Raw genomic sequence first — 23,196 nt, 5'->3', positions numbered from 1 at the left:
AAAAAGACTCTTTTTTAGTCTGTAATTTGTGTTTCAATCATCAATTGATTGATAGCGGTCAAAAAAAAATATGCTACACTAGCAGGCGTTTTTATTATTATATTTGATGACTGAGCAAGTATTTATCATCATTAGCGTAGCTGATGTCAATACTGGTCTAAATACCTGGTCTAAATACCTGGTCTAAATACCTGGTCTAAATACCTGGTCTAAATACCTGGTCTAAATACCTGGTCTAAATACCTGGTCTAAATACCTGGTCTAAATACCTGGTCTAAATACACAGTCATTTTCGATGTAAGTATTATTATAATAAACAAACATTCGGCATCAACATCAAGCAAGACATGGTCATTAGCGTTTATCGACGCATATAAATATTTGACCACTTGCAAACGACCTATCATGTGACAGCTTTGATAAAAGCTAGGATAATACAGTAAGGCACGGTTATGAGCACAGCATACGACGAGATTAAAACCCGACTACAAGGCTCAATGGTAGCTTTGGTAACGCCCATGCATCCTGACGGCACGGTCGATTATAAACGTCTGGCAGACCTCATAGACTGGCAGATTGAGCAGGGCACTCATTGCCTCGTCGCTGTCGGCACTACTGGCGAGTCGGCAACCTTATCTATGCAAGAGCATAGTGATGTTATTCGCTACTTTGTAAAGCATGTCAAAGGTCGCGTGCCTGTTATCGCGGGTACTGGTGCCAACAATACCATGGAAGCTATCAAGCTGACTCAAGATGCAGCAGATGCTGGTGCAGACTGTGCGTTATTGGTTGCCCCTTATTACAACAAGCCGCCGCAAGAAGGCTTGTATCAACATTACCAAGCCATCGCCAAAGCCGTAAACATACCGCAAATGCTGTATAACGTGCCAGGACGTACAGTGGTTGATATTGCGCAAGATACGGTCGAGCGTTTGTGTGATATTGATAATATCGTTGCTATTAAAGATGCGACAGGCTCTGTCGGTCGCGGCGAGCAACTGATAAAAGTAGTTGGCGATAGAATGGTTGTCCTATCAGGTGATGATGGCACGGCGCTTGATTTGCTGAGAGTAGGCGGTAAAGGCAATATCTCAGTGACTGCAAACGTAGCACCAAAAGCCATGAGCGAGACATTTACAGCAGGATTGCGCGGTGACTTTGAAGCGGCTGACAAAATTCACGACGTGGTCAAGCACTTACATCGTGATTTGTTTATCGAATCAAGCCCTATCCCAGCAAAATACGCACTACACAAAATGGGCATTATCGATAAAGGTATACGCTTACCGCTCGTTTGGTTGGCAGAGCAGCATCATGCGACTATCGATGAAGCATTGGTTCGAGCAAACATACGATAAATTGATAACCAGTACATTGATATTCGGCGATTTAAGACTTGCTGCACATTAGATGAGTGTTATTCGATCTAGCAGCAAGTCACCTTATCACGGTAAGTCAATTGCCCACATGAGCAACAACTGCTAACTCAGAGAGACAATACGATGACAGTAACATCAAAGACAGTATCATCAACGAAAAAATTATTTCCAGCGATGCTGACCTTAGTTTTGGGTAGCACGCTAGTATTGAGTGGCTGTCAGGCAACCAAGAACCTACTTGGTAAGCGTGACAACGGTAGCTTAGATTATCAACAAAGCAAAAAGCTTGCGCCAATCGAGCTTCCTGCTGCCCAAGAAACGGCCCCTTTTGTGCCTTTGTATCCGACACCTAACGTTGGCGCAAATACGCTCAAACTACAGAACGAATCAGGCAATCAGTATCAGCTGCCAAAACCTCAGCGTGCTGTTAGTAGCCCTTCGAACTAATTTCATTTTCCTTATTTATACCGCTGGCTTTTATCGTTATTGATTACAGTGACATCGATATTACCAGATAAGAGTGAGCGGTCGCTGCGCGTTTTTACCACATAAGCTTGAACGAACAGGAACCCCATAATGCAAAAGCAACAACTGCTGTATAAAGGTAAAGCTAAATCTGTCTATGAAACAGAAGACAATGATCTTCTGATTTTGCACTTCCGTGATGATACTTCAGCGCTTGATGGTAAGCGTATCGAACAATTGGCACGTAAAGGTGTGGTCAATAACCGCTTTAACGCTTTTATCATGCAAAAATTGTCTGATGCTGGCATCGAAACGCATTTCGAAAAGCAACTGTCTGATGACGAAGTATTGGTCAAGCGCTTGGATATGATTCCCGTTGAGTGCGTGGTACGTAACTTTGCTGCTGGTAGTTTGGTGCGCCGTTTAGGCTTAGAAGAAGGTCAAGAATTGAAGCCGCCAACGTATGAGCTGTTTTATAAAGATGATGCGTTAGGTGATCCGATGGTCAACGAGTCACTTTCTGTTTCTCTTGGCTGGGCGACCAAAGAGCAGCTGGCCAAAATGGAAGAGCTAACCTATCAAGTCAACGATGTATTAAAAGCATTGTTTGATGCGGGTGATTTGGTTCTAGTTGATTTCAAACTAGAGTTTGGCGTATTCCATGACCGTATCGTGTTAGGTGATGAGTTCTCACCAGATGGCTGCCGTATCTGGGACAAGAACACCAAGAAGAAACTTGATAAAGACCGTTTCCGTCAGTCATTGGGTGATGTGATCGAAGCTTATGAAGAAGTGGCTGACCGTATTGGTGTACCATTAAACTAAGCTATCAATAGTCACAATATAAAATAAAAAACTGAGCCATGTGCTCAGTTTTTTTATGGCATTATATTTATAATGGTACCCTAGTAAGGACTTGAACGCTAAGCTGTAGGCTAATGATAGTAATGGTATTAATTATTTAGGTGGCCACAGTGTACACGGTGGTGTACTTACTGAGAGGGAATGCACCTAAGCTAAATTGATTCCCAATATTTGTATCCTTCAGCTTTCACAAAATCTGATAAAAATTTTGAGAAACCATCCTCTATGTAGAACCAATCTTTACGTTCATCAAATGGATGAGAAATAATAATAGCGCCATAATCATCAGCTTTCTTATCGCATCTCAAAACTACAAAATCACTATCTCCAACAAATTCACCAATAATTAAATCGCCTTTAATTAGACTATTTGCCCTATAGCTCGATAACCAAAAGCCTATTTTGGCTTCAAAATCTTTTAAACTATAGAGATCTAATCCAGCCTGGTTATACTTTTTATTCAAAAATAAGAAAGCGCCATTACTGGCTAATAGAAACTGCTTATATTCGAAAGGTAATTCTTCAATACCTATTAAATTAAAAGTACTGACAATTTCAGACTCTAAAGAACCTTCGTTAAATATACAAATTAGCTCAAATGAGTAGCTTTCGTTGTCGTAGCTAGCCTTCTTCGGCTGACTCCAAGTCTCTTTGAGAAACTGTATTTTTTCTATAATATCTATCATTTTATTTCTGCCCAAATAAGCCTCTAGAAAACCAAAGATCTAGCTTTGAGAAACAGTATGTGATTGCATTATGGCTGGTATCAAAGAGTAATTAAGAAAAGGGGAGTGTCTTGTGATAACGTCCGTTAAAGTGGCTATAACAAAGGGATGTTGGAAACTGAATAGACACGGTATGTACGTCAAAGGGTACATTGTGATTATCTCAATGTACCAATTCAATAATTCTTATTAAACTGGTTCGGTTCCCTATACAGGCATCGAACTGCTAGTGCTAGACAGGAAATTAATTAATATAAAACTCATAGCACAGTATTATCGAGCTGTATGATTAAAATCTCCCAAGTTAATTCCTACGAGATTAACGGCAGGGGCCACTTATCAGTTGACCTAAACTAGTATCAAATGTATCGAAGGACTTTCTTCATTTCGAATAGACTTAGCGTTAACATATTTAATAGCAAGAAAAAAAATATTTATAATTATGTCGTTCTCGTAAGGAAAGTTTTTAATCGTTAGGTTTAACACTTCATTTTCTCCTATAGTAACCTCCGACATGCCGTATTCTGGATGGCGTATGTCACCTAAGCAATCAATTAAGGCATGAATATTAGCACCATAAAAATCTGGAAAACCAAAAGCATGCTTTAATTTTATGTGCATCTTGTCCGCTGTATCAACATCTTTAAAATCTATAACCATTTCCATATATTATCACCATTTTTTTTAAGCATACCCCAATGGAACCAGTTATTTCACTCGACAAACCTATTAACAGACCACCTAAAACAGACCGCTATAATGGAACTACTTATAACAGATTGCAATTCCTATCCATTTATCAACAGCATCACTCTTCAGTCATAGGCTTATCATTTAACTCGTATAAAAAATCAAACATAGCGCCAACACTCTCCTCGATAGCTTATCTTATTTTTATGCTAATTTATTAATACTTACTCATACCCATTAGACCATAAAAATAAGAAAAGGTTTCGCTAATGTCTACTGCTTCATCAACCGTTCTAGAGCCTGACTGGTTTACTCGTCCGACCTGTGTGGTCGCGGCCGACTTGATTGGTAAAGTCTTATGTCGGCGGCTAACCGATAGTGATGGACAACAAAAAACGCTACGTATGCGTATCTCTGAAACTGAAGCCTATATTGGTCAAGATGATCCCGCCTGCCATTCACATGCAGGCACTCGAACGGCACGCACAGAGATTATGTATGAGCAAGGCGGTGTGTTCTATGTTTATTTGACTTACGGCGTGCATCATATGCTAAATTTGATTAGCGGCTCTATAGAGTCGCCTGAATCGGTACTGATTCGCGCCGGGTTTTTGACCGATGATAGTGATCGTCTGATTGAAGAGCAGCAACTGAGTCCAAATAATCAGCTCACTCACCCTAAGCAATTCGCAGGCCCTGGTAAATTGACTAAGCGCTTGCAGATCGACCGTGAGCTATATGGCAAACCAATCACGCCAGACTCAAGCGTTTGGATCGAAGATGATGGCTGCCAGCCACCCGTGTCAGTGCGTCCACGCATTGGTATCGACTATGCAGGTGATGCCAAAGACTGGCTACTACGCTATATTTGGACTGATCATCCATCTCTGTCCAAAAATTAGTTCGACTGACTGCCTGTTGACTACATCTATGAGGTAAACCTATGTATAAGTTAACCGTATTCATTCCTGATGCAGCGTTAGACCAGGTAAAATCTGCGTTGTTTGCTGCAGGTGCCGGTAGTATCGCTAACTACGAGCAGTGCTGTTGGCAAGTGCAAGGGACTGGACAGTTTATGCCACTAGCAGGTAGTGCGCCGCATATCGGTCGTCACGATAGTTTAGAAACGGTCGATGAGTGGCGAGTAGAGATGGTCGTCGATGACGCATTTATAACGGCTACTATCGCCGCGTTAAAAGAGACGCACCCGTATGAGACACCTGCTTACGATGTAATAAAAGTCTTGGATTTTTAGTGTTATGTAGAGAAATATCAGCTTATTGAGTGTAAGGCTTTTCATAAAAGAACCAAATAAACCACTCAATGACTTATTTGGTTATAAAATTTTTGATGTTCCAACTAGGTATTAATAGTGAATGCCAGTATTTAACAACTGATCAATCTTTTTTAAGCTTAATCACATTGTAGCTCGGATAACCCAGCTCGATTTTATAATCATCGCGTCCACGTTCAGCCTTCACTTTAATTTTACGATCGCCCTTTTTATATTTAACGTCTTTGACACGGTAGCCCATACTGCTGACTTTACTAGCCGCTCGGCGCTCGACAGTAGATGATGAGACGTTTTTGTCAGCTTTTTTGTTCTTGTGCTTTTTGTGATCTTTACTATCCTTGTAGACATCTCCGTAGATGTCATCGTAGATATTGTAGCCATTAGGGGTAGTCACACAGCCAGTTGTTACTGCTAGTAATGCGGCAACAATACTACCAGATACTACATTTTTTAGTGCCAAAGGTAATATGGTTCTCATAAAAATTTTCTCATAACAGGACATTGTTGAATACAGATTACTTTGCAATGCTTCAAGATATCTCGCCAACACTCAGGTCAGTAAGCTTGACGATTTGCACTTGCTTCGATGGACAGACATATAGAGCTGCGCTAATAAAAGCTGCTCAGCACAATCAATCTTTTTTGACTCTAATAACCTCTAGATTTGGGTAGCTCAGCAATATCTCATATTTCTGTGAACCGCGTTTTGCTTCAACTTCAAAGACACCGCGCTTGTTCTTTTCTTCAAGATCTATATCTTCGACACGGTAGCCCATCGCTCTGACTTTGTTGATCGCACGGCGCTTGATAGCGGGGTAACGTGACTCTCTCTTGATACTGTCTTCGACATCCCCTTTTTTATAGCGCTTATTCCCTTTGTATTTGTCATCATCCTTGTACTTGTCTTTTTTATATCGGTCATTGTCTCGTTGGTACTTATTGTTTTTACCGTTATTTGACCACGCTATCTTACTTGAGTTGATGAGTCTCAGAGTAGGATAAGTATATTTGACCTCATAAGCTTGGTTATTCTTTTTGACAAAAGCCGTAATTGCGCGCTCGCCGCGATAACTGTCGGGTCTAATATCCATCACCTGATAGCCTTTGCGGCGCAGGTCTTGACGTAATTGCTGGCTGACACGATTAAAACTATCATTTTGACGATTGTTATCGACACGATATACACGTTGGTTATCATAGCCTGGACCAACTACTGTACAACCGACAGTTGTACCTAATAGCGTAAGGGCAAGGCCAGTAGATACAGCAGTCCTAAGTGAGAACGGCTTTATAGTTTTCATAGTTCGATATCCTATAAGGTTTCAGAGGGCTATAAGGTAAAGTGCTGGTACTGATTAAAACAATAGGCTGCTGGGTAAGGTAATCTTTATTTAAAAGTTCACAGTTGTTATCATCGGAAAGTACGTTTAGAAATGTTTTCTTACATTATCTATAGTAAGATGCAAAACTTTATATTAAGTGTCATTTGCGTTAGTAAGTTGTAATCGTTGCTATAATCCAATCGATGTAAGCATATGCTTACACACAATGACGTTTACGCGACTTAACATGATAGTGAGATTCAGGCATTATAGTCACACGGCATTAGGGAATGTGACTCAAGGATTGAGTTGACCGCATTAAGGATAATGATTCAGCTATCACCATCAGGATGATAATGATAGTTGAAGCAAGGACACATACCCTTTGCTGATAGCAGCAATTAACAGTGAGCTGTAATGTAGTAATAAGGGCAGGATGCCCAGTATCGCAATATACTAACTATTTGTGCAAGGATGCATAGAAATTAGTCCGCGATAGGTAACATGGATGGTTAACAATAAAACCGCATAACAATTAATTGCTATGCGGTTTTATCGTGTCTGGATGACGCTCATTTTTATTACTATTTAATTATCGAAACGCATATACTATTTAAAATATTGATGGTTTATAACGAGTCTTTATACAATAACTAGCTTTTATTTGACGGTTAATATTTATTTAATTATTGATATTTATCTTACGTAAAAAAACCGCATATATTAATATACGGTTTTTTATTCTTATTAAGAAATCACTATTTTTCTAAATAAAGCCAATTAGTATTTATTTTCGCGACGCCAGTCATCTACTTCACGCTCTGCATCTTCTTTAGCATGACCATAGCGCTCTTGGACACGACCGACTAGTTTGTCTCGGCTACCTTCGACATGGGTGAGATCATCATCAGTCAACTCTGCCCACTTTTGCTTAGCCGAACCTTTCATTTGGTTCCATTCGCCTTTTAGAGTATGTTCGTTCATTGTATTATTCCTTTTGTTGAACTTATTGTCTTCGGTTAGTTTTAACGCTTCTTTTCTAATACTTCTTCTTTGTTATTGGATGATATTTATTATTATATTATTTTTATTTTAAAATCTTTATTTTGTTTATTGTTATTCTAGCTATTATTATTTTGTTTATGATTCACAAGTATAATTGGTTATTTTCAAATATCTTGTGAAATCAAATATAGGACTTTTCAATTCGACTGTCTGTATGTGCTATGTTTATAGTGTTACTTAATTATAGTGAACGTTCGCTAAGTGTTATCGACACGGACGCTGTGATAGTGCAGCGTAAATTGCGTCTATTGTGCGTAATAGCATTAAACTGAATATGGAAATCTGAGCGTAATCAAATAGCGTGTTTGCAAGGTAGAACGAACGTGTAGGCAAAATGCGTAGCGAAAAAAAGCAGAGCTCTAAATTTAGAGTCTCTGCTTTTTACTTCTTCATACTCAATAGAGGTCAGTGAAGAGCGCTAGGTTATTAGCGGTTAGCCAGGTAACGCTTATAACGCGTGGTCAGTTTCTTTATGCGAATACGGTCACTAACCAGTGAAAATAATGGCGATACATTAGACTTAGGCGGCTTGCCATTGCCCATGCGCTGTAGCTGACGTTTGACTACTGCCATGGTCGCAAGCGCACTTAAGGTTTTGTCTTTCCAGCGTACCATAGGATCGTGAGCACTCAATGCGGCATCTTTTTTCCAATCATTGGGAAGGGCTGGATTCAGCGCCAACGCTGTACCCATGCCAACAATATCGATGCCCTGAGCCAGTACCTCTTCTGCAACAGCCAACCGTCTAACGCCACCTGTCGTCATAATAGGCATGGTAGCGGCTTGAGCAATCTCTTTTGCAAAATCCAAAAAGTAAGCCTCTCTCTGTAGAGTGCGTCCATCTGCTGTACTGCCTTGCATGGCTGGGCTTTCGTAACTACCACCAGAGAGCTCGACCAAATCCACTGCTAGATCATTCATAGCTAACACCACCACTTTAGCGTCATCGGCATCAAAACCACCTCGCTGAAAGTCAGCTGAGTTTATTTTTACAGCCACTATAAAAGTGGCAGAAACCTGCTCACGAATGGCTTTGATCACTTCGATCAGCAGCCGCATACGGTTTTCGATAGAACCACCGTATTCATCTTTTCGCTGATTGGTGAGCGGGGATAAAAATTGAGAGATAAGATAGCCGTGGGCCGCGTGAATTTGCACCCCATCAAAACCTGCCTGCTCTGCTTTGACAGCGCTATCGGCGAACCGCTGTACCAACTGCTCTATATCTTGCGGTGTCATGGCACGAGGTTTACTAAATAAATGAGAGTGCTTGCCCAAATCAAGCGCCACATCAGAAGGGGAGAGGACATCACCGCCCATCGCAGCGTATACCTGACGACCAGGGTGGTTGAGCTGCATCACAACGCGGGTGTTGTTTTGTTTGGCAACATGTGCCCACGCCTCAAAAGGCGCGATGTCACTATGCTTGTCTAGTACAACACCGCCAGGACCAGTCATGGCGCGACCATCGACCATCACATTCCCTGTAATGAGTAAGCCTGTACCACCTGCTGCCCAGCGCTTATATAGGCGAAGGAGGACAGCGCCTGGAATCTGACCTGCATCAGCCATGTTTTCTTCCATGGCGGCTTTTGCTAAGCGATTGGGTAAGGTGATGCCACAAGGCAATACGAACGATGAAAAAACAGGTGATGTCATAACAGTGGCCTAAGATTATATTTTTGTGAAGCACGAGTTCTACTATGCGTTTGGCTATAGACTTATAGTTTAAATGACTATAACCTTATAGTCGAAACGTGATTGGTAGTAAGTGCGGTGAATTTATGAGTAGTGATTTTAAAAATGGCTGATCGAAAGGCAGCTCACCCAAAAACCGTGATCTCTATCTATCATCACATTTTTTTAGCACAATAGCACTCCAGGTAAATTACTGACCTGTTGACCATACTATTGACTGAGTTATTGATCGAATTCTTAATCAAGTTATTAACCAAATCAGGATACCTCTGTATTGAATGTATTAGTACAAGATCTGACAGCACCTATAGATTCAAAATTAGATTCAAAACGCGAGCAGGCAAAAGCCAAAACGCGGCGTGCATTGCTCAAGAGTGCCTTACGGTTGTACAGTTTGCAAGGTGCTCAAGGTATGAGCATGAATAAAATTGCTAAGGGTGCTGGTATAGCGCAGCCCAGTTTTTATAATCATTTTGAGAGCTTAGATGCGCTGCAAAACGAGCTAAGTGCTCAGTTAAAAGATAACTACCTATCTCCTATGCGACTGGCGTGGGTCAATATGCTCAAAGACTACGACGTATTGAGTGAGGATCAGTTTAATGAGCAGTGTCAGCAATGTCTGACGATGATTTTTGATTCAGCATTTCAGAATATCGAGCTTTTTCAGCACCTGCTCGAAGACCGTCCGCGATTTAGCGCCACTATAGAAAACCAGTCTTCACTAAGTAATGGTCTAGGAAATCTAGTCAGCGAAATACAAGAAGAGTGGACAGAGATATTTATTCAAGGATTACAGCTATCCAATCGTTCTGCTGAGAGGAGTGCTGTCAATCTTTGTGTCGATATGGCTGCTGCACAAGTACACGAGTTGATATTAGGCTGTCATCAGCAGCGCTATTCAAGGGCGCAGGCGATTAACACATTGAGCATTAGCTTTGATGCGCTGTTCGCTAATTTTTTGCACGGAAGCAACCATAGCAAGTCATGATGTATGTCGTGACAGCTAGGATTCACAACACATAAAAGGGAGCATGACTATGGCCACAACAGCGGCTACACCAACGGACAATGAACAGATACACTTTAGAACCTGTACCTTATGCGAGGCCATGTGCGGCGTCGAAATAAAGCACGACGGCGAAAAAGTCTTATCGATTAAAGGGGATAAAAATGATCCTTTTTCGCAAGGCTACATTTGCCCAAAAGCAACTGCTTTGCAGGACTTGTACGAAGACCCTGATCGTTTGAGAGGGCCTGTTGAGAGAACGGCGGATGGCTGGAAATCGATCAGTTGGCCAGAGGCTTTAGACAAAGTCGCTGCAGGTATTCAGTCCGTTCAGCAAAAACACGGACAAAATGCGTTTGGGGTCTATTTAGGTAACCCGAATGTCCATAATATGGGCGGTATGTTGACCATCAAACAGCTACTGACCAGCCTAAAGACACGCAGTCGTTTTTCTGCGACATCTATTGACCAGCTACCACACCATATTGTTAGTATGCACCTGTTCGGTCATATGCTGCGTATTCCGGTCCCGGATGTGAACCATACCCAGTATATGCTCATCATCGGCGGTAACCCGCTGGCGTCTAATGGCAGTATCATGACTGCGCCCAACATGCGCCAAAAACTAAAAGACATCAAAGCCCGCGACGGTAAAGTGGTGGTGATCGATCCAAGACGTACCGAAACCGCAGATATCGCTAGCGAGCATCACTTTATTCGCCCAGCGACAGACGTACTGCTGTTACTTGCCATGCTCAATGAAATCTATGCACAAGGCTATGCCAAAGTAGATAGCCGAGTGGCAGGCTTGGCACCAGAGATTGATCGTATTGAGTCATTTGCAGAAGGGTTCACACCTGAATCGGTAGCGGGCATCACGGGTATCACAGCTGATGAAATCAAACGTATAGTCAAAGAGTTCTGTGAGGCCGAAAGCTCAGTCTGCTATGGCCGTATGGGTATCTCAGTGCAAGAGTTTGGGCTGCTGAGCCAGTATCTCTCTATGGTCATCAATATCGTGACAGGACGCTTGGATGAAGTGGGCGGACTCATGTTCCCGAACCCAGCTGTCGATGTGGTCAATAGCTCGGGTCCTGGCTATTTGGGCAAACGCCACAGCCGCGTGAGTAACCTACCTGATTTTAATGGTGAGTATCCCGTCGTTGCGATGGCCGATGAGATGCTAGTAGAAGGAGAAGGACAGTTAAAAGGCTTTATGACAGTTGCGGGTAACCCCGTCCTCACGACACCAAACGGCGAAAAACTAGACGAGGCGCTATCAGGGCTGGAGTTTATGGTGTCGCTCGATTATTTTGTGACTGAGACCAGTCGCCATGCCAATATTATCCTGCCGCCTGTATCGCCATTAGAGCGTGACCATTACGACATCACGTTTAACGGTTTTGCGGTACATAATGTTGCCAAATACTCGCCTGCCTTGTTTAGTAAAACAGACAATGAAAAGCATGACTGGGAGATTTATTTGGGGCTTGCTGATCGTTTGGATAAAGATGCCCCTGAAGCGGTACAAAAAGAGCGTGCGGCGACAAAAGCATTTGGACCAAAGTTCTTACTTGAACAGGGTCTCAAATATGGACCTTATAAAGACGTGACATTGGATGCGCTGATAGATAACCCACATGGTATTGATTTGGGACCATTGCATCGTATGTTGCCAGAGGCTATCAAGCATGCGGATAAACAAATCAATCTCAATGTTGATTTTTATCAAGCAGATTTGGCACGGGTTAAAGAGATGATGCAGCAGTACGACAATCAAGAGATTTTACTCATTGGTCGTCGCCATGTACGTAGCAACAACTCATGGCTGCATAACAGTTATCGATTGGTCAAAGGCAAATCTCGTTGTACGCTGATGCTGCATCCACAAACGGCAGAGCAGTATGGTATTGAAGATGGTCAAGACGTAAAAGTAACGTCTCGAGTCGGTAGTGTAGTCATCGCAGCAGAAGTAACCGATGAGCTGATGCCAGGCGTGGTGAGTATTCCACATGGCTTTGGGCATGGACGTAAAGGCGTTAAGCAAAAGATTGCTCAAGAGCATGCTGGTGTGAGTGTCAATGACTTAACAGACGATACCCTAATCGATCAGTTGAGCGGTAATGCCGCTGTCAATGGTGTGCCAGTACAGTTGGAAGCGTTGGGTACTAGCATAGAAAGTATATCTACCGAGGCATCAGAGACGTTAGTAGACAGTGCAATCGCATAAGCTTAGGTTTCATTGCAAGTTTGTCACAAAGCAAAAAGAAGGCGCTTACACGATGTAAGCGCCGTTTTTTTGGGTACCATTCTCATATATTCTTTCGATACTAGGTCAGCTACTTACGCCTACAAAATCAAAATCAACATTGGGCGTATCCCCTTGGATTAACAAGCTGATCGCTTTTGCAGAACCGCAAGCATGTGTCCACCCTAGTGTGCCATGCCCTGTATTGAGCCATAAATTGTCAAAAGTCGCTGAAGCATTATGACTGCCATGTTTGACCTGGCCACAGTGTGCACGACCAATCAATGGCACGTTCGATGGGGTCATCGGTCGCAGCCCTGTCCAATACTGAACGGAGTTTGCAATGATGCCTTTTGGAAACAATTGCTGCACGCGGCGGGTAATGGCCTCACAGCGCGTGGTATTTAGGTCGAGATTGTAGCCGTTAAATTCTGCTGTACCCGCCACTCGCAATTTATCGCCCAGCCGTGAGGTGACCAGCTTAAACTCATCATCAATCAAGCTGACAAAAGGCGCTAAATGCGGTGCTCGCGGATTGATGGTATACGTGGCCGAATAGCCCTTTGCAGGAAAGATGGGCACATGAATACCCAGTGGTTTTAAGAGAGGGACGCTATAACTGCCAAGCGCAACCACATGACTATCAGCTGTGAAAGTCTGTGCGTTTTCACCTTTTGGGCGAATGGTAATACTGTGCACGTGCGGACACGCAGAGTGAGCGTCAGTATTGAGGGCTAATATCTCAGTATCATACAAAAACTGCACGCCCGCATCGATGCAGCGCTGTGCTAAGCGCTGCGTAAACAGGTGCGCGTTGCCAGACTCGTCGCGGCCGGTATAGGTAGCCCCTGTGAGATTGTGTGCAATAGGGTAGAGTGCTGGCTCTAAGCTGACGGCGTTGTTGATATCAATCACATGACGCTCACAGCCTAGCGCTTGCATGCGCTCTGTAGGTTCGATAGCGGCGTCAAATTCAGCTTGGCTGGTATAAAAGTGCATGATACCGCGTGTTTGCTGCTCATAATTGATATCGATGTCTGCGCGTAGCTGTTGTAAGGTATCGCGAGAATACAGACCCAAGCGCACCATCTGTACCAGATTGGCATCGGCACGATCAGCGCGGCACTCTTGCAAAAACTGCATGGCCCATTTGAGCTGATCCTTATCTGCACGTAGACGAAACAGCAGTGGCGCATCTTCTTTAAACAACCACTTGAGCGCTTTCATTGGCGTCGCAGGATTGGCCCATGGCGTGGCATGCGAGACCGATATTTGACCGCCATTGGCAAAGGATGTCTGCATGCCTGCTGCGGACTCACGCTCGATCACGGTCACATCATAGCCTGCCTGACGTAGATACCATGCGGTGGTCACGCCCACCACGCCTGCTCCGAGTACCGCAATATGTGTCATAGGATTCTCTATGCTCATGTTAATCATGATGGCAGTTCTGTATTAAACCACTATCACCTTTGCCAAGTAGCTATATTGCTTGAGTTACTTTGGGCGCGCCACGTCCACTTGTAGTGCTGCTGGCAAGTCCAGTATGCTAAGTGTGCTTTCTGCCAATTGTTCAGGACGCGCCACCACCAGTGCGATAAAACCATCATCGGTTTGCATGGTGTTGACCACTTGGATTTTGTCTAACTTGTCGCCTGCTACTGGTGCTGCGCCAGTGCCTTGTACATAGTGCAAAAATGCTTTGGGCGCAGATTTGAAATAAATACGGGCGATAACTTCTTGACCCAAATAGCAGCCTTTATCATAGTCCATACCGCCGCGCTGATGTAGACGCAGCTCTTGCGGCTGAAACTCACCCTGAGTCGCCGCCACGATCCAATAGTTGCCTGTGGCTATGCTGCATGTCATCCAAGCTTCAGTATCAGCGGCTGTATTATGGTCGTCTTTGTGACTAAAGGTTGGCGTATCTGCCAGCACGCAAGGATAGATCGCAGTCGGTGCACTGGTCTCAAACTTTGAAAACGCGCCGTACTTGTTCAGATGCGCTTGCAAAGATGCCGCACAATCGCTGCTTATGACCACATCATAATGCTTTTCTGCTTGTTTCTTAATCCAAATGCCAAACTCGATACGACCTTTTAGGTTACCGATAGCGGCTGCCTGATAGCTGAGCCCAAGTTTGGTCACATCACAAGTCAATTGACCTTGCAAGAATTTTTCGGCGTCCTCACCTTGAATGGTCAGCTGCGAAAACTGCGGTAATACTGAGGTATCTGAAGACTGAGTCATTGTTATTATCCTTCTGCTAAGCGCTTATTTATTAGGGCATATCCCTAATTCAAATGTTTATAAATAAATGGGCTAAAAATGGCTAAATCTTTAGTAAATGACATCAAATAGCTGGCTAATATCTCGATGTTCTCTGCGCTACTTGTCCTGCCTGCGATTTATCTCGTTTTTATCGCCATTTTTAAAATAGGGACACACCCTAATATAGAGATGACATCGGAGTGATAAAAAATTATACGCGCACTTTTTATATAGATGCCGTTGTTACTGACCATGTTACTAACTAAAAGTGCGCGTATAAATCGTTATAAGGTTAAGAAGAGTACCACAAAAATACAGTCACAAAAACGTCATCGCTAAGGGGTGCATTAAAGTGAGGGGTTACGTGTTAAATTGGGCACAGTGTCCAATTTTCAACCGTACAAATTGGTTAAAGATGGTGAGTTACGGTACAATGTTGACTCTATATTGAACCCAATATTTGATGACTACCGAGGATATAATGAGCTTACCAAATTGCCCGAAATGTGATGCTGAATATACGTACGAAGATGGTGCGTTGCTGGTATGTCCTATGTGTGCTCATGAGTGGACGGCGGCTGAGACTGATGCAGCACAAGCAGAAGAACAAGATGCATTGATTCGTGATGCGGTTGGCAACGAGTTGCAGGATGGTGATGCGGTCACGGTCATTAAAGACCTCAAGGTTAAAGGTTCTTCACTGGTCATCAAAGTCGGGACAAAGGCAAAAAGTATTCGCCTGTTACCAGACGCGACTGATGGTCATGATATTGATTGCAAGCTCGACGGCTATGGTCCAATGAAGCTAAAATCTTCTGTCGTCAAAAAAGCGTAAATTGTAAAAACGTCTTGAAAGATTGGATAATAAACAAATATAAAACTAACGTTAATCAAAAAATACAGACCCTATAAAATACAACATCTACAAATAGAGACTAGCTATGAGTACTAAAAACGAACAGCTCTTTGCCCAAGCGCGCAAACATATCCCAGGTGGCGTCAATTCACCCGTACGTGCCTTTGCCGGAGTTGGTGGTACGCCGATATTTATGCACCGTGCCAACGGTAGCAAGATTTATGACACCGAAGACAATGCCTACATCGATTATGTGGGTTCTTGGGGTCCGATGATTTTGGGTCATGCGCATCCAAAAGTTATTGATGCGGTAAAAAAAGCGGCTGATGATGGTTTGAGCTTTGGTACGCCAACGCCGTTTGAAACGACGGTCGCCGACAAGATTTGCGACATCGTACCAAGCGTTGAGATGGTTCGTATGACCAGCTCGGGTACCGAAGCGACCATGAGCGCGATCCGTCTGGCACGTGGCTATACCCAGCGTGACAAAATCGTTAAGTTTGAAGGCTGCTATCATGGTCATTCAGACAGTCTACTTGTGAAAGCAGGCTCAGGTATGCTTGATATCGGTGAACCAACGTCTAAAGGCGTGCCAGCCGATTTTGCGAAGCATACCATTACGATTCCTTATAATGATCCACAAGCGATCAAAGACTGTTTTGAGAAATGGGGTGAAGAGATTGCCTGCGTTATCTTAGAGCCTATCGCTGGCAACATGAATATGATCATTCCAGAGCAGGATTTTCACGATACGCTGCGTGCCCAATGTACTGAGCATGGCGCAGTATTGATTTTTGATGAAGTCATGACAGGGTTCCGCGTGGGTCTTGGCGGCGCGCAGGCACATTTTGGTATCACGCCTGATTTGACTTGTTTTGGCAAAATCATCGGTGCCGGTCTACCTGTTGGCGCGTTCGGTGGTAAAGAAGACATCATGTCTTGCATCGCGCCACTTGGCGGTGTCTATCAAGCTGGTACATTGTCTGGCAACCCACTGGCCATGCGCGCTGGTATCGCGATGTTTGAAGACTTAACGGAAGCAGGTTTCTACGATGACTTAGCTGCCAAAGTCGATCATTTGGTCGATGGTTTTCAAGCGGCAGCGGACAAACACGGCATCAATCTGCGTACCAATAAATTAGGCGGTATGTTTGGTATGTTCTTTGTCAAAGATGCTGACACTCAGACGCCAATGAACTTCGATGATGTGACAGCATGTGACATGACGGTATTTAATACTTTCTTTCATGGCATGCTAGATCGTGGTATCTATCTTGCACCCTCTGCTTATGAAGCAGGCTTTATGTCAATTAAACATAGTAATGAAGATATTGATGCATCGATAGCAGCTGCTGATGAGATATTTGCAGAGATGGCAAAAGCTTAGTCTAGCTTTAGCTTTAACTTGGTTCAGCCATATAATTATTAAGCTTCATAAACATTGAATAGTTCAAAAAACCAGCAAAATCAAACGGTGATTTTTGCTGGTTTTTTTCGTTTAGTGGCATTTGTCTTATAACCATTACAGAAGTAAAGGTGTATTTCTAAGGTTCGTTTATATTAATAATAGCGTGACTGATGCTTATACATTCAATCCCTGTGTGTCTAAAAAATAGACAATAAACTATGATACTCTGAGATAAATTCGGACAATAACGCAAGGATGCAAAAGAATGAGCAATAGTACTTCTAGTAGCGTAGCGCCTCTATGGCTGACCACGTATGAGCAGTATGGTTTGGACAACAACTTGGACGTATTGGCAGGCAAACAAAACCTGATTGACTTATTGCAACCAAAGATAGATCAGCACAGTAATCGTCCCGCTTTTAGTATGGGCGCTGCGACCCTTACTTTTGGTCAGTTAGACAGTGCCAGCCGCCGTTTTGCGGCGTTCTTACAGGCACAAGGTATAGAAAAAGGCGACCGTATTGCCGTACAGCTACCAAACATACTGCAATATGCCGTAGTACTGTTAGGTTGCTTACGAGCGGGTGTGGTACTGGTCAACGTCAACCCCATGTATACGCAGTATGAGTTGGCACATCAGTTGACGGATGCCCAAGCTTGCGGTCTCATTGTGCTAGATGGTATGAGCACGGCTTATGAGCAACTAGATGAAACGGTAAAAGCACAACTAAAATGGGTGGTCAGGTGCTCTATAGATCCTAGTATTTCTGATAACGATATTGCCTTGCTCAGTCAAATTGACTCAGCACAATCTGCAAGCACACATGAGCCAGCACATACCTCGACCCAGTCAACAACTGAGTCATCAACTGAGGCAGTAACCGAGTCATCAACTGACTCATCAAAGCACAACATAACGTTTGCCCATGTTATGCAGGCGTATAGTGAGTCAGCGTTCAAAGACGTTACGATAGAACGTGAAGATTTGGCATTGTTGCAGTATACAGGTGGTACGACTGGCAAGCCAAAAGGCGCTATGCTGACCCATTACAATGTCATGGCCAATGTTTGTCAGTGCTACGCAATGTTTGGCAAGACAATTGAAGCCAATCGTAGTGAGCAAATCAAAATCCTCAATCCTTTACCGCTTTATCATATCTTTTCATTTACAGTCTGCGGACTACTGGGTCTTTATGGCGGCTGGGAGGATGTCTTAGTCACCAATCCTCGTGATATCGATGGTTTGGTCAAAACGATTGAACAGCATCGACCTCATGTCATTCCTTCGGTAAATACTTTATTCATTGGTATGTTGCACCATCCAAAATTTGCCAGCCTTGATTTTAGCCGCTTGGCACTATCTATCGGTGGCGGCACAGCGATTATCAAAGCAGTCTCAGATCAGTGGCAGCAAGTGACGGGTATGATTATTAGCGAAGGCTATGGTATGTCTGAGACCGCGCCAGTTATCTCTTTCAATCCCTCTGGCGTTACCGCGTTCAATGGTAGCGTTGGACTGCCGCTGGCTTTGACAAACATTAATATCATAGATGAGAATGGCAAGACATGTCCGATAGGTACGCGTGGAGAGGTTTGTATCAAAGGCCCACAGGTCATGCGCGGCTACTGGCAACGAGACAATGTAGATACCTTTACCGACAATGGCTACTTTAGATCAGGTGATATTGGTGTCATGAATGACGAGGGGTTTTTGACGCTCGTAGACCGCAAAAAAGACATGATATTGGTCTCAGGATTTAATGTGTATCCCAATGAAGTAGAGGCTGCCCTGACCGAGCACCCTAAAGTATTGGAGGTGGCGGTGGTAGGCGTTGCAGATGAACATAGCGGTGAAGTGCCAAAAGCATTTGTGGTGAAAAAAGACTCAGACCTCACAGTAGAGGAGCTACAGGATTTTGCAAGCAAACGCCTCACTGGCTATAAGCGTCCGCAATCCTATGAGTTTATCGATGAGCTACCTAAGACCGCTGTTGGCAAGATATTACGTAAATCCTTAAGATAAAAAATGTGTCGTGTCGTTTATAAAAATGAGCTGACAGCAATAAAGCGATCAATAATAAAAAACTGGGCTACTAAAAATAGTAGCCCAGTTTTTTTGTCACCTGTCTCGTACGTTAGCTGGTTTTTATCGTGCTTTATCGTACTTACGATTTCTTAGGCTCAGATTGCCTCGTAGGACATCGCTATACATACGGAAGTCGCTAGCAAAGCTTTTTAGTGGAAACTTAAAGGAAGCTGGCTTGTTTTTTTCAAAGAAAAAGTGCCCAACCCAAGCACAAGCATACCCAGCAGCGATACCTTTTACCAAAGGTTTTGCTGATCTGGTTTTGACAGACTTTGCCAGTCCCAATAAGCCAAAACTACTGCCTGCAAAATGCAGACGGCGACAAGCCATGTTTTGATGCTCGTCCAAATAAAAATCATAGAATGCTTGTTCAGATGGCGTCTCAGTTTTTACCATATCTGTCTTGGTGTTATTGGCCTGAGGGCTTGCGATCTTGGTAGTATTTGTTGTGGTGGTCTGATTCATGCGACTAGCTTCCTTGCTGGCGGGTTTATCGATGGTCAATCGAAGATGGTTTCTAAGCAAATTCTGGGCAAATAATTAACGATTTTAATGTCAGTTGTAGGAGTATACGACCAGTAACTAACGGTTTTTTATCATGTTATTGATAACTTTTAATGTAGCAAACCGCTATCACTAACACAAGCGCTAGATGCCAAGGGCTTAGACGATAAATACTTAAATAATAAGCGCTACGATGACAAGTGCCAATATGTTCCCTTAGTTTAAAGAGTAGGCTGTAGAGGAGGTAAGCCTGTAGCAAACTTTGCCAAATGTTGCTCATGTCCCAATATTATCTGTACTGGATTTTTGATGATACTGCTTATTTGGCTGCCATTTATCTTATGATTATCGTCATTTATACCCTCAGTAGGCATACCAATGACAATGCTGCTGCTTTATAGAATGGTTGGTTGTGTGCTCGCCATGATTTTACGTTGCTTGCGAGTGTTTGAGATAAATGCTTTAATGAAAAAATTGCCCTGACTTTTGTAGATGCTGCTCTTTTCTACACATGTGGTTTCTATATCTATGTAGCACATGATTTTGATAAACTACACATTCTCTCTAACACGGTGACGACTTGTCTTATGCCTATTGACTATCTTGCAAATCCGCCTCTCAGCGATGATCAAATGATGGCCGCTATTGATATTGGTTCCAATAGTTTTCACTTAGCCATCGCTCGTCTGGATCACGGGGAAGTGCGTAAAGTAGTCTCCATGTCTGAAAAAGTGCAGCTCGCTGCAGGTTTGGATGAGAATAATATCTTGAGCGATGCCGCTGAGCAACGCGGTCTGGACTGCTTGAGCCGATTTGTCGCGCGTTTAGATTCTGTACCGCCAGAGCGTATTCGTGTGGTTGCTACCAATGCCCTGCGCCAAGCCAAAAACGCTAATGACTTTATTTCCCGTGCCAATAAAATCTTACCAAAGCCCATCGAGACTATCGCTGGACGTGAAGAGGCGAGACTGATCTATTTGGGTGTCTCGCATACCAATGAGAGTAGTGATAAACGCTTGGTTATTGATATTGGTGGCGGCTCAACAGAGTTTATCATCGGTCAAGAGTTCGATCCGCTACTGACTGAAAGCTTGCAAATGGGCTGCGTTGCCTTTACACAAAAATTCTTTGCTGATGGTCTTGTTACCAAAGAAGCGTTCAATGACGCGATTTCAGGTGCGCGCAAAGAAGTATTAGCGATAAATGGTCGTTACCAAAAGACAGGCTGGAGCAGTGTGGTTGGCTCAAGCGGTACGATCAAAGCCGTGCGCAACGTTCTGGTATCTAAGGGATGGGCTGATGAGCAAGAACGCATCACCTATAAAGGGGTCAAAAAGTTAGAGAGACTGCTGGTTAAGATTGGCAATATTGACGATATTGAACTAGAAGGCGTTAAAGATCACCGTAAAGCCGTGTTCCCTGCGGGCGTAGCAGTGCTGCGTGCCGTTATGAAAGTACTAGGTGTTGAGACTATTACCTATTCAGATGGGGCATTACGTGAAGGGGTGATGTATGACATGCTGGGACGTTTTGCGAGCGAAGACGTGCGTGACCGTAGTGTGCTTGCGCTGATAAAGCGTTATTCAGGCGACAAAAAGCAAGCCAAGCAAGTGGTAAAAACCAGCCGTAATCTGTTCGAACAAGTAAAAGAATCGCTTGATCTTACGAATGATGATTGCGACTTACTCAGACGCGCCGCGTTCTTGCATGAAATAGGTCTTGCGATCAGTCATAGCAGCTATCATAAGCACAGTGCCTATTTGCTTGAGCATTCTGATATTCCAGGGTTTTCGCAAGTGGATCAAAAGCGCATGGCGCAGCTGATGCTCAATCATCGCCGCAAGCTTAAAAGCGATATGTTAGATCAGACCTGCCAGGTTGGCGGCGATCAGCTGGTCTATCTGTGCTTGCTGTTACGTCTTGCTGTCCTAGCACACCATAGCCGTAGTGATCATAAGCTACCAGATCTAGCACTCAAGGTCACAAGCGATAGTGAGTGGCAGATTACGGTTGCTGATAGCAGTGAACATTATGCATTTTTGTTGGCTGATTTGCGTACGGAGATTGACCAGTTTGCCAAATGGGGCATACAGCTGAGTGTGATTGAGGCCGAGGAATCCGAGCCGTTACCATTGTCAGTATCGAGTTAAAGAGTAACGTAACAAAAGCGGTGTCGCCGATAATGTCATGCTATATAAGATGTGCTACTATAGCTTCTATTGAGTTTACAACTGTACTTTCATTATCAAAAGATCGATAGCGATATTATTTTTTAAACATAATTATTTTAAACATATATACACTAAGTATAATGAGTAAAAGGAAGCGTTTATGAGCACTGTCTGGGATAGTGTGCAGCTTGCACGACATGCCAAGCGTCCATTGTTTATGGACTATGTTAATCAGCTTTTTACCGAATTTGATGAGTTGCACGGTGACCGTGCTTATGCCGATGACAAAGCCATCTTGGGTGGTTTGGCGCGTTTTGATGGTCAGCCTGTGATGGTAATCGGTCAACACCGTGGCCGCAGTACTCGTGAGCGTATCGCCCATAACTTTGGTATGGCCAATCCTGAAGGCTACCGCAAGGTGATACGTTTGGTCAAAATGGCTGAGCGCTTTAATATTCCTGTGATGACCTTTGTCGATACTCAAGGGGCTTATCCTGGTATTGGTGCAGAAGAACGCGGACAAGCACAAGCGATTGCAGAGAGTATTGCTGTATTTTCTAGTCTTCAGGTACCTGTAATCGTGACCATTATCGGTGAAGGTGGTTCAGGCGGCGCGCTTGCTATTGGCGTTGGTGACAAAGTAAACATGCTACAGAACAGTATTTACTCAGTTATTTCTCCTGAGGGCTGTGCCTCTATCCTATGGAAAACCGCTGAAAAAGCACAAGACGCCAGTGAGGCACTAAAGCTAAACGCCATTAACCTTTATCAAATGGGTTTGATTGATGCTGTTATTGATGAAGGCGAGGGCGCACATCTACAGCCGCAACCAGTAATGGCTGCATTAAAAACCCTGATCATTGAACAGCTTGATGAGATTAAAGATTTAGATCCTCAAGAACGTTGCGAGCTACGCTATGAAAAGCTCAAGTCTTTTAATTCAGAAGTGATGTTGCCTTGCTAGTTCAAGACATGCGCTAAGCTTTTCATATTAGAGGCTGAGTCTTAATGCTAAAATAAAAACGTGTCATTGAATGGCGCGTTTTTTTGTGGCTATTATTAGACAAAGCCTTCGATGCAAGGCCCCTAATACGAAGCCCCTAACACAAAGCATTTCATGCAATGTCTTAATTAATACAAGTAT

Annotated in this window: 21 protein-coding genes; 12 read left to right on the top strand and 9 right to left on the bottom strand. The window is 43.4% G+C overall.

Translation table 11 applies throughout. The features are described 5' to 3' along the window. Positions 1–452 precede the first annotated feature (452 nt). The 3 genes from dapA (at position 453) to purC (ending at position 2,669) form a co-directional block, all read left to right on the top strand. Entirely contained in the window at positions 453–1,358 is a 906-nt protein-coding gene (dapA, locus tag AC5JPO_RS07905) for a 4-hydroxy-tetrahydrodipicolinate synthase (protein WP_443525155.1), read from the top strand. Between the two features lie 144 nt (positions 1,359–1,502). After that, entirely contained in the window at positions 1,503–1,826 is a 324-nt protein-coding gene (locus tag AC5JPO_RS07900) for a hypothetical protein (RefSeq protein WP_493853761.1), read from the top strand. A gap of 129 nt (positions 1,827–1,955) precedes the next feature. Continuing rightward, the gene (gene purC / locus AC5JPO_RS07895; RefSeq protein ID WP_493853760.1) at positions 1,956–2,669 is read left to right on the top strand and encodes a phosphoribosylaminoimidazolesuccinocarboxamide synthase; all 714 of its coding nucleotides are present in this window, start codon (positions 1,956–1,958) and stop codon (positions 2,667–2,669) included. Between the two features lie 191 nt (positions 2,670–2,860). Here the strand turns inward: purC and AC5JPO_RS07890 are convergent, their stop codons facing one another. Continuing rightward, positions 2,861–3,394, bottom strand: a complete 534-nt coding sequence (locus tag AC5JPO_RS07890; RefSeq protein ID WP_493853759.1) for an SMI1/KNR4 family protein — start codon at positions 3,392–3,394, stop codon at positions 2,861–2,863. Between the two features lie 387 nt (positions 3,395–3,781). After that, positions 3,782–4,099, bottom strand: a complete 318-nt coding sequence (locus AC5JPO_RS07885) for a barstar family protein (protein ID WP_493853758.1) — start codon at positions 4,097–4,099, stop codon at positions 3,782–3,784. Between the two features lie 293 nt (positions 4,100–4,392). On the opposite strand from AC5JPO_RS07885, the gene AC5JPO_RS07880 reads away from it, so the two are divergent. Further along, positions 4,393–5,025, top strand: coding sequence for a DNA-3-methyladenine glycosylase (locus AC5JPO_RS07880; protein WP_493853757.1), 633 nt, complete (start codon positions 4,393–4,395; stop codon positions 5,023–5,025). A 41-nt stretch (positions 5,026–5,066) separates the two neighbouring features. Then, positions 5,067–5,378 carry an NGG1p interacting factor NIF3 gene (locus tag AC5JPO_RS07875; RefSeq protein ID WP_493853756.1) on the top strand — a complete coding sequence of 104 codons (312 nt, stop codon included), beginning with the start codon at positions 5,067–5,069 and terminating at the stop codon, positions 5,376–5,378. Between the two features lie 142 nt (positions 5,379–5,520). On the opposite strand, the gene AC5JPO_RS07870 is transcribed toward AC5JPO_RS07875, so the two are convergent. The 4 genes from AC5JPO_RS07870 to AC5JPO_RS07855 form a co-directional block, all read right to left on the bottom strand. Next, on the bottom strand, positions 5,521–5,895 hold the full coding sequence (locus AC5JPO_RS07870; protein ID WP_493853755.1) for a hypothetical protein: 375 nt from the start codon (positions 5,893–5,895) through the stop codon (positions 5,521–5,523). 154 nt (positions 5,896–6,049) lie between these two features. Next, positions 6,050–6,718 carry a hypothetical protein gene (locus AC5JPO_RS07865; RefSeq protein WP_493853754.1) on the bottom strand — a complete coding sequence of 223 codons (669 nt, stop codon included), beginning with the start codon at positions 6,716–6,718 and terminating at the stop codon, positions 6,050–6,052. 801 nt (positions 6,719–7,519) lie between these two features. Next, on the bottom strand, positions 7,520–7,723 hold the full coding sequence (locus AC5JPO_RS07860; protein ID WP_319052385.1) for a CsbD family protein: 204 nt from the start codon (positions 7,721–7,723) through the stop codon (positions 7,520–7,522). Between the two features lie 507 nt (positions 7,724–8,230). Then, positions 8,231–9,463, bottom strand: coding sequence for an NADH:flavin oxidoreductase/NADH oxidase family protein (locus tag AC5JPO_RS07855; protein ID WP_493853753.1), 1,233 nt, complete (start codon positions 9,461–9,463; stop codon positions 8,231–8,233). Positions 9,464–9,776: 313 nt separating this feature from the next. On the opposite strand from AC5JPO_RS07855, the gene AC5JPO_RS07850 reads away from it, so the two are divergent. After that, positions 9,777–10,490, top strand: coding sequence for a TetR/AcrR family transcriptional regulator (locus AC5JPO_RS07850; protein ID WP_493853752.1), 714 nt, complete (start codon positions 9,777–9,779; stop codon positions 10,488–10,490). 49 nt (positions 10,491–10,539) lie between these two features. Then, on the top strand, positions 10,540–12,738 hold the full coding sequence (locus AC5JPO_RS07845; RefSeq protein ID WP_443525175.1) for a molybdopterin oxidoreductase family protein: 2,199 nt from the start codon (positions 10,540–10,542) through the stop codon (positions 12,736–12,738). A 105-nt stretch (positions 12,739–12,843) separates the two neighbouring features. Here the strand turns inward: AC5JPO_RS07845 and AC5JPO_RS07840 are convergent, their stop codons facing one another. Next, the gene (locus tag AC5JPO_RS07840) at positions 12,844–14,169 is read right to left on the bottom strand and encodes a D-amino acid dehydrogenase (RefSeq protein ID WP_493853751.1); all 1,326 of its coding nucleotides are present in this window, start codon (positions 14,167–14,169) and stop codon (positions 12,844–12,846) included. Between the two features lie 84 nt (positions 14,170–14,253). After that, positions 14,254–15,006: a CAF17-like 4Fe-4S cluster assembly/insertion protein YgfZ gene (ygfZ, locus tag AC5JPO_RS07835; RefSeq protein ID WP_493853750.1), complete on the bottom strand. Its 753-nt coding sequence runs from the start codon at positions 15,004–15,006 to the stop codon at positions 14,254–14,256. A 502-nt stretch (positions 15,007–15,508) separates the two neighbouring features. Between ygfZ and AC5JPO_RS07830 the strand changes: the two genes are divergently transcribed. The 3 genes from AC5JPO_RS07830 to AC5JPO_RS07820 all read left to right on the top strand — a co-directional run bounded on the left by AC5JPO_RS07830 (position 15,509) and on the right by AC5JPO_RS07820 (position 19,314). After that, a complete protein-coding gene (locus AC5JPO_RS07830; RefSeq protein WP_493843901.1) occupies positions 15,509–15,862 on the top strand; it encodes a zinc ribbon domain-containing protein YjdM in 354 nt (117 codons plus the stop codon). A 106-nt stretch (positions 15,863–15,968) separates the two neighbouring features. After that, positions 15,969–17,270 (top strand): glutamate-1-semialdehyde 2,1-aminomutase, encoded by a 1,302-nt coding sequence (hemL, locus tag AC5JPO_RS07825; RefSeq protein WP_493853749.1) that lies wholly within the window; start codon positions 15,969–15,971, stop codon positions 17,268–17,270. Positions 17,271–17,556: 286 nt separating this feature from the next. Next, positions 17,557–19,314 (top strand): AMP-binding protein, encoded by a 1,758-nt coding sequence (locus AC5JPO_RS07820; RefSeq protein WP_493853748.1) that lies wholly within the window; start codon positions 17,557–17,559, stop codon positions 19,312–19,314. A 123-nt stretch (positions 19,315–19,437) separates the two neighbouring features. Here AC5JPO_RS07820 and AC5JPO_RS07815 read toward each other — a convergent pair whose 3' ends face one another. Then, entirely contained in the window at positions 19,438–19,773 is a 336-nt protein-coding gene (locus tag AC5JPO_RS07815) for an Mpo1-like protein (protein ID WP_319052142.1), read from the bottom strand. A 695-nt stretch (positions 19,774–20,468) separates the two neighbouring features. Between AC5JPO_RS07815 and ppx the strand changes: the two genes are divergently transcribed. Next, positions 20,469–22,031 (top strand): exopolyphosphatase, encoded by a 1,563-nt coding sequence (ppx, locus tag AC5JPO_RS07810; RefSeq protein WP_319052124.1) that lies wholly within the window; start codon positions 20,469–20,471, stop codon positions 22,029–22,031. A gap of 181 nt (positions 22,032–22,212) precedes the next feature. After that, entirely contained in the window at positions 22,213–23,016 is an 804-nt protein-coding gene (locus AC5JPO_RS07805; RefSeq protein WP_319052125.1) for an acetyl-CoA carboxylase carboxyltransferase subunit alpha, read from the top strand. Positions 23,017–23,196 lie beyond the last annotated feature (180 nt).

Source organism: Psychrobacter sp. H25 (genome assembly GCF_059076335.1).
The sequence above is the reverse complement of the archived record's forward strand: the minus strand, read 5'-3'. Positions and strand labels throughout refer to the sequence as shown.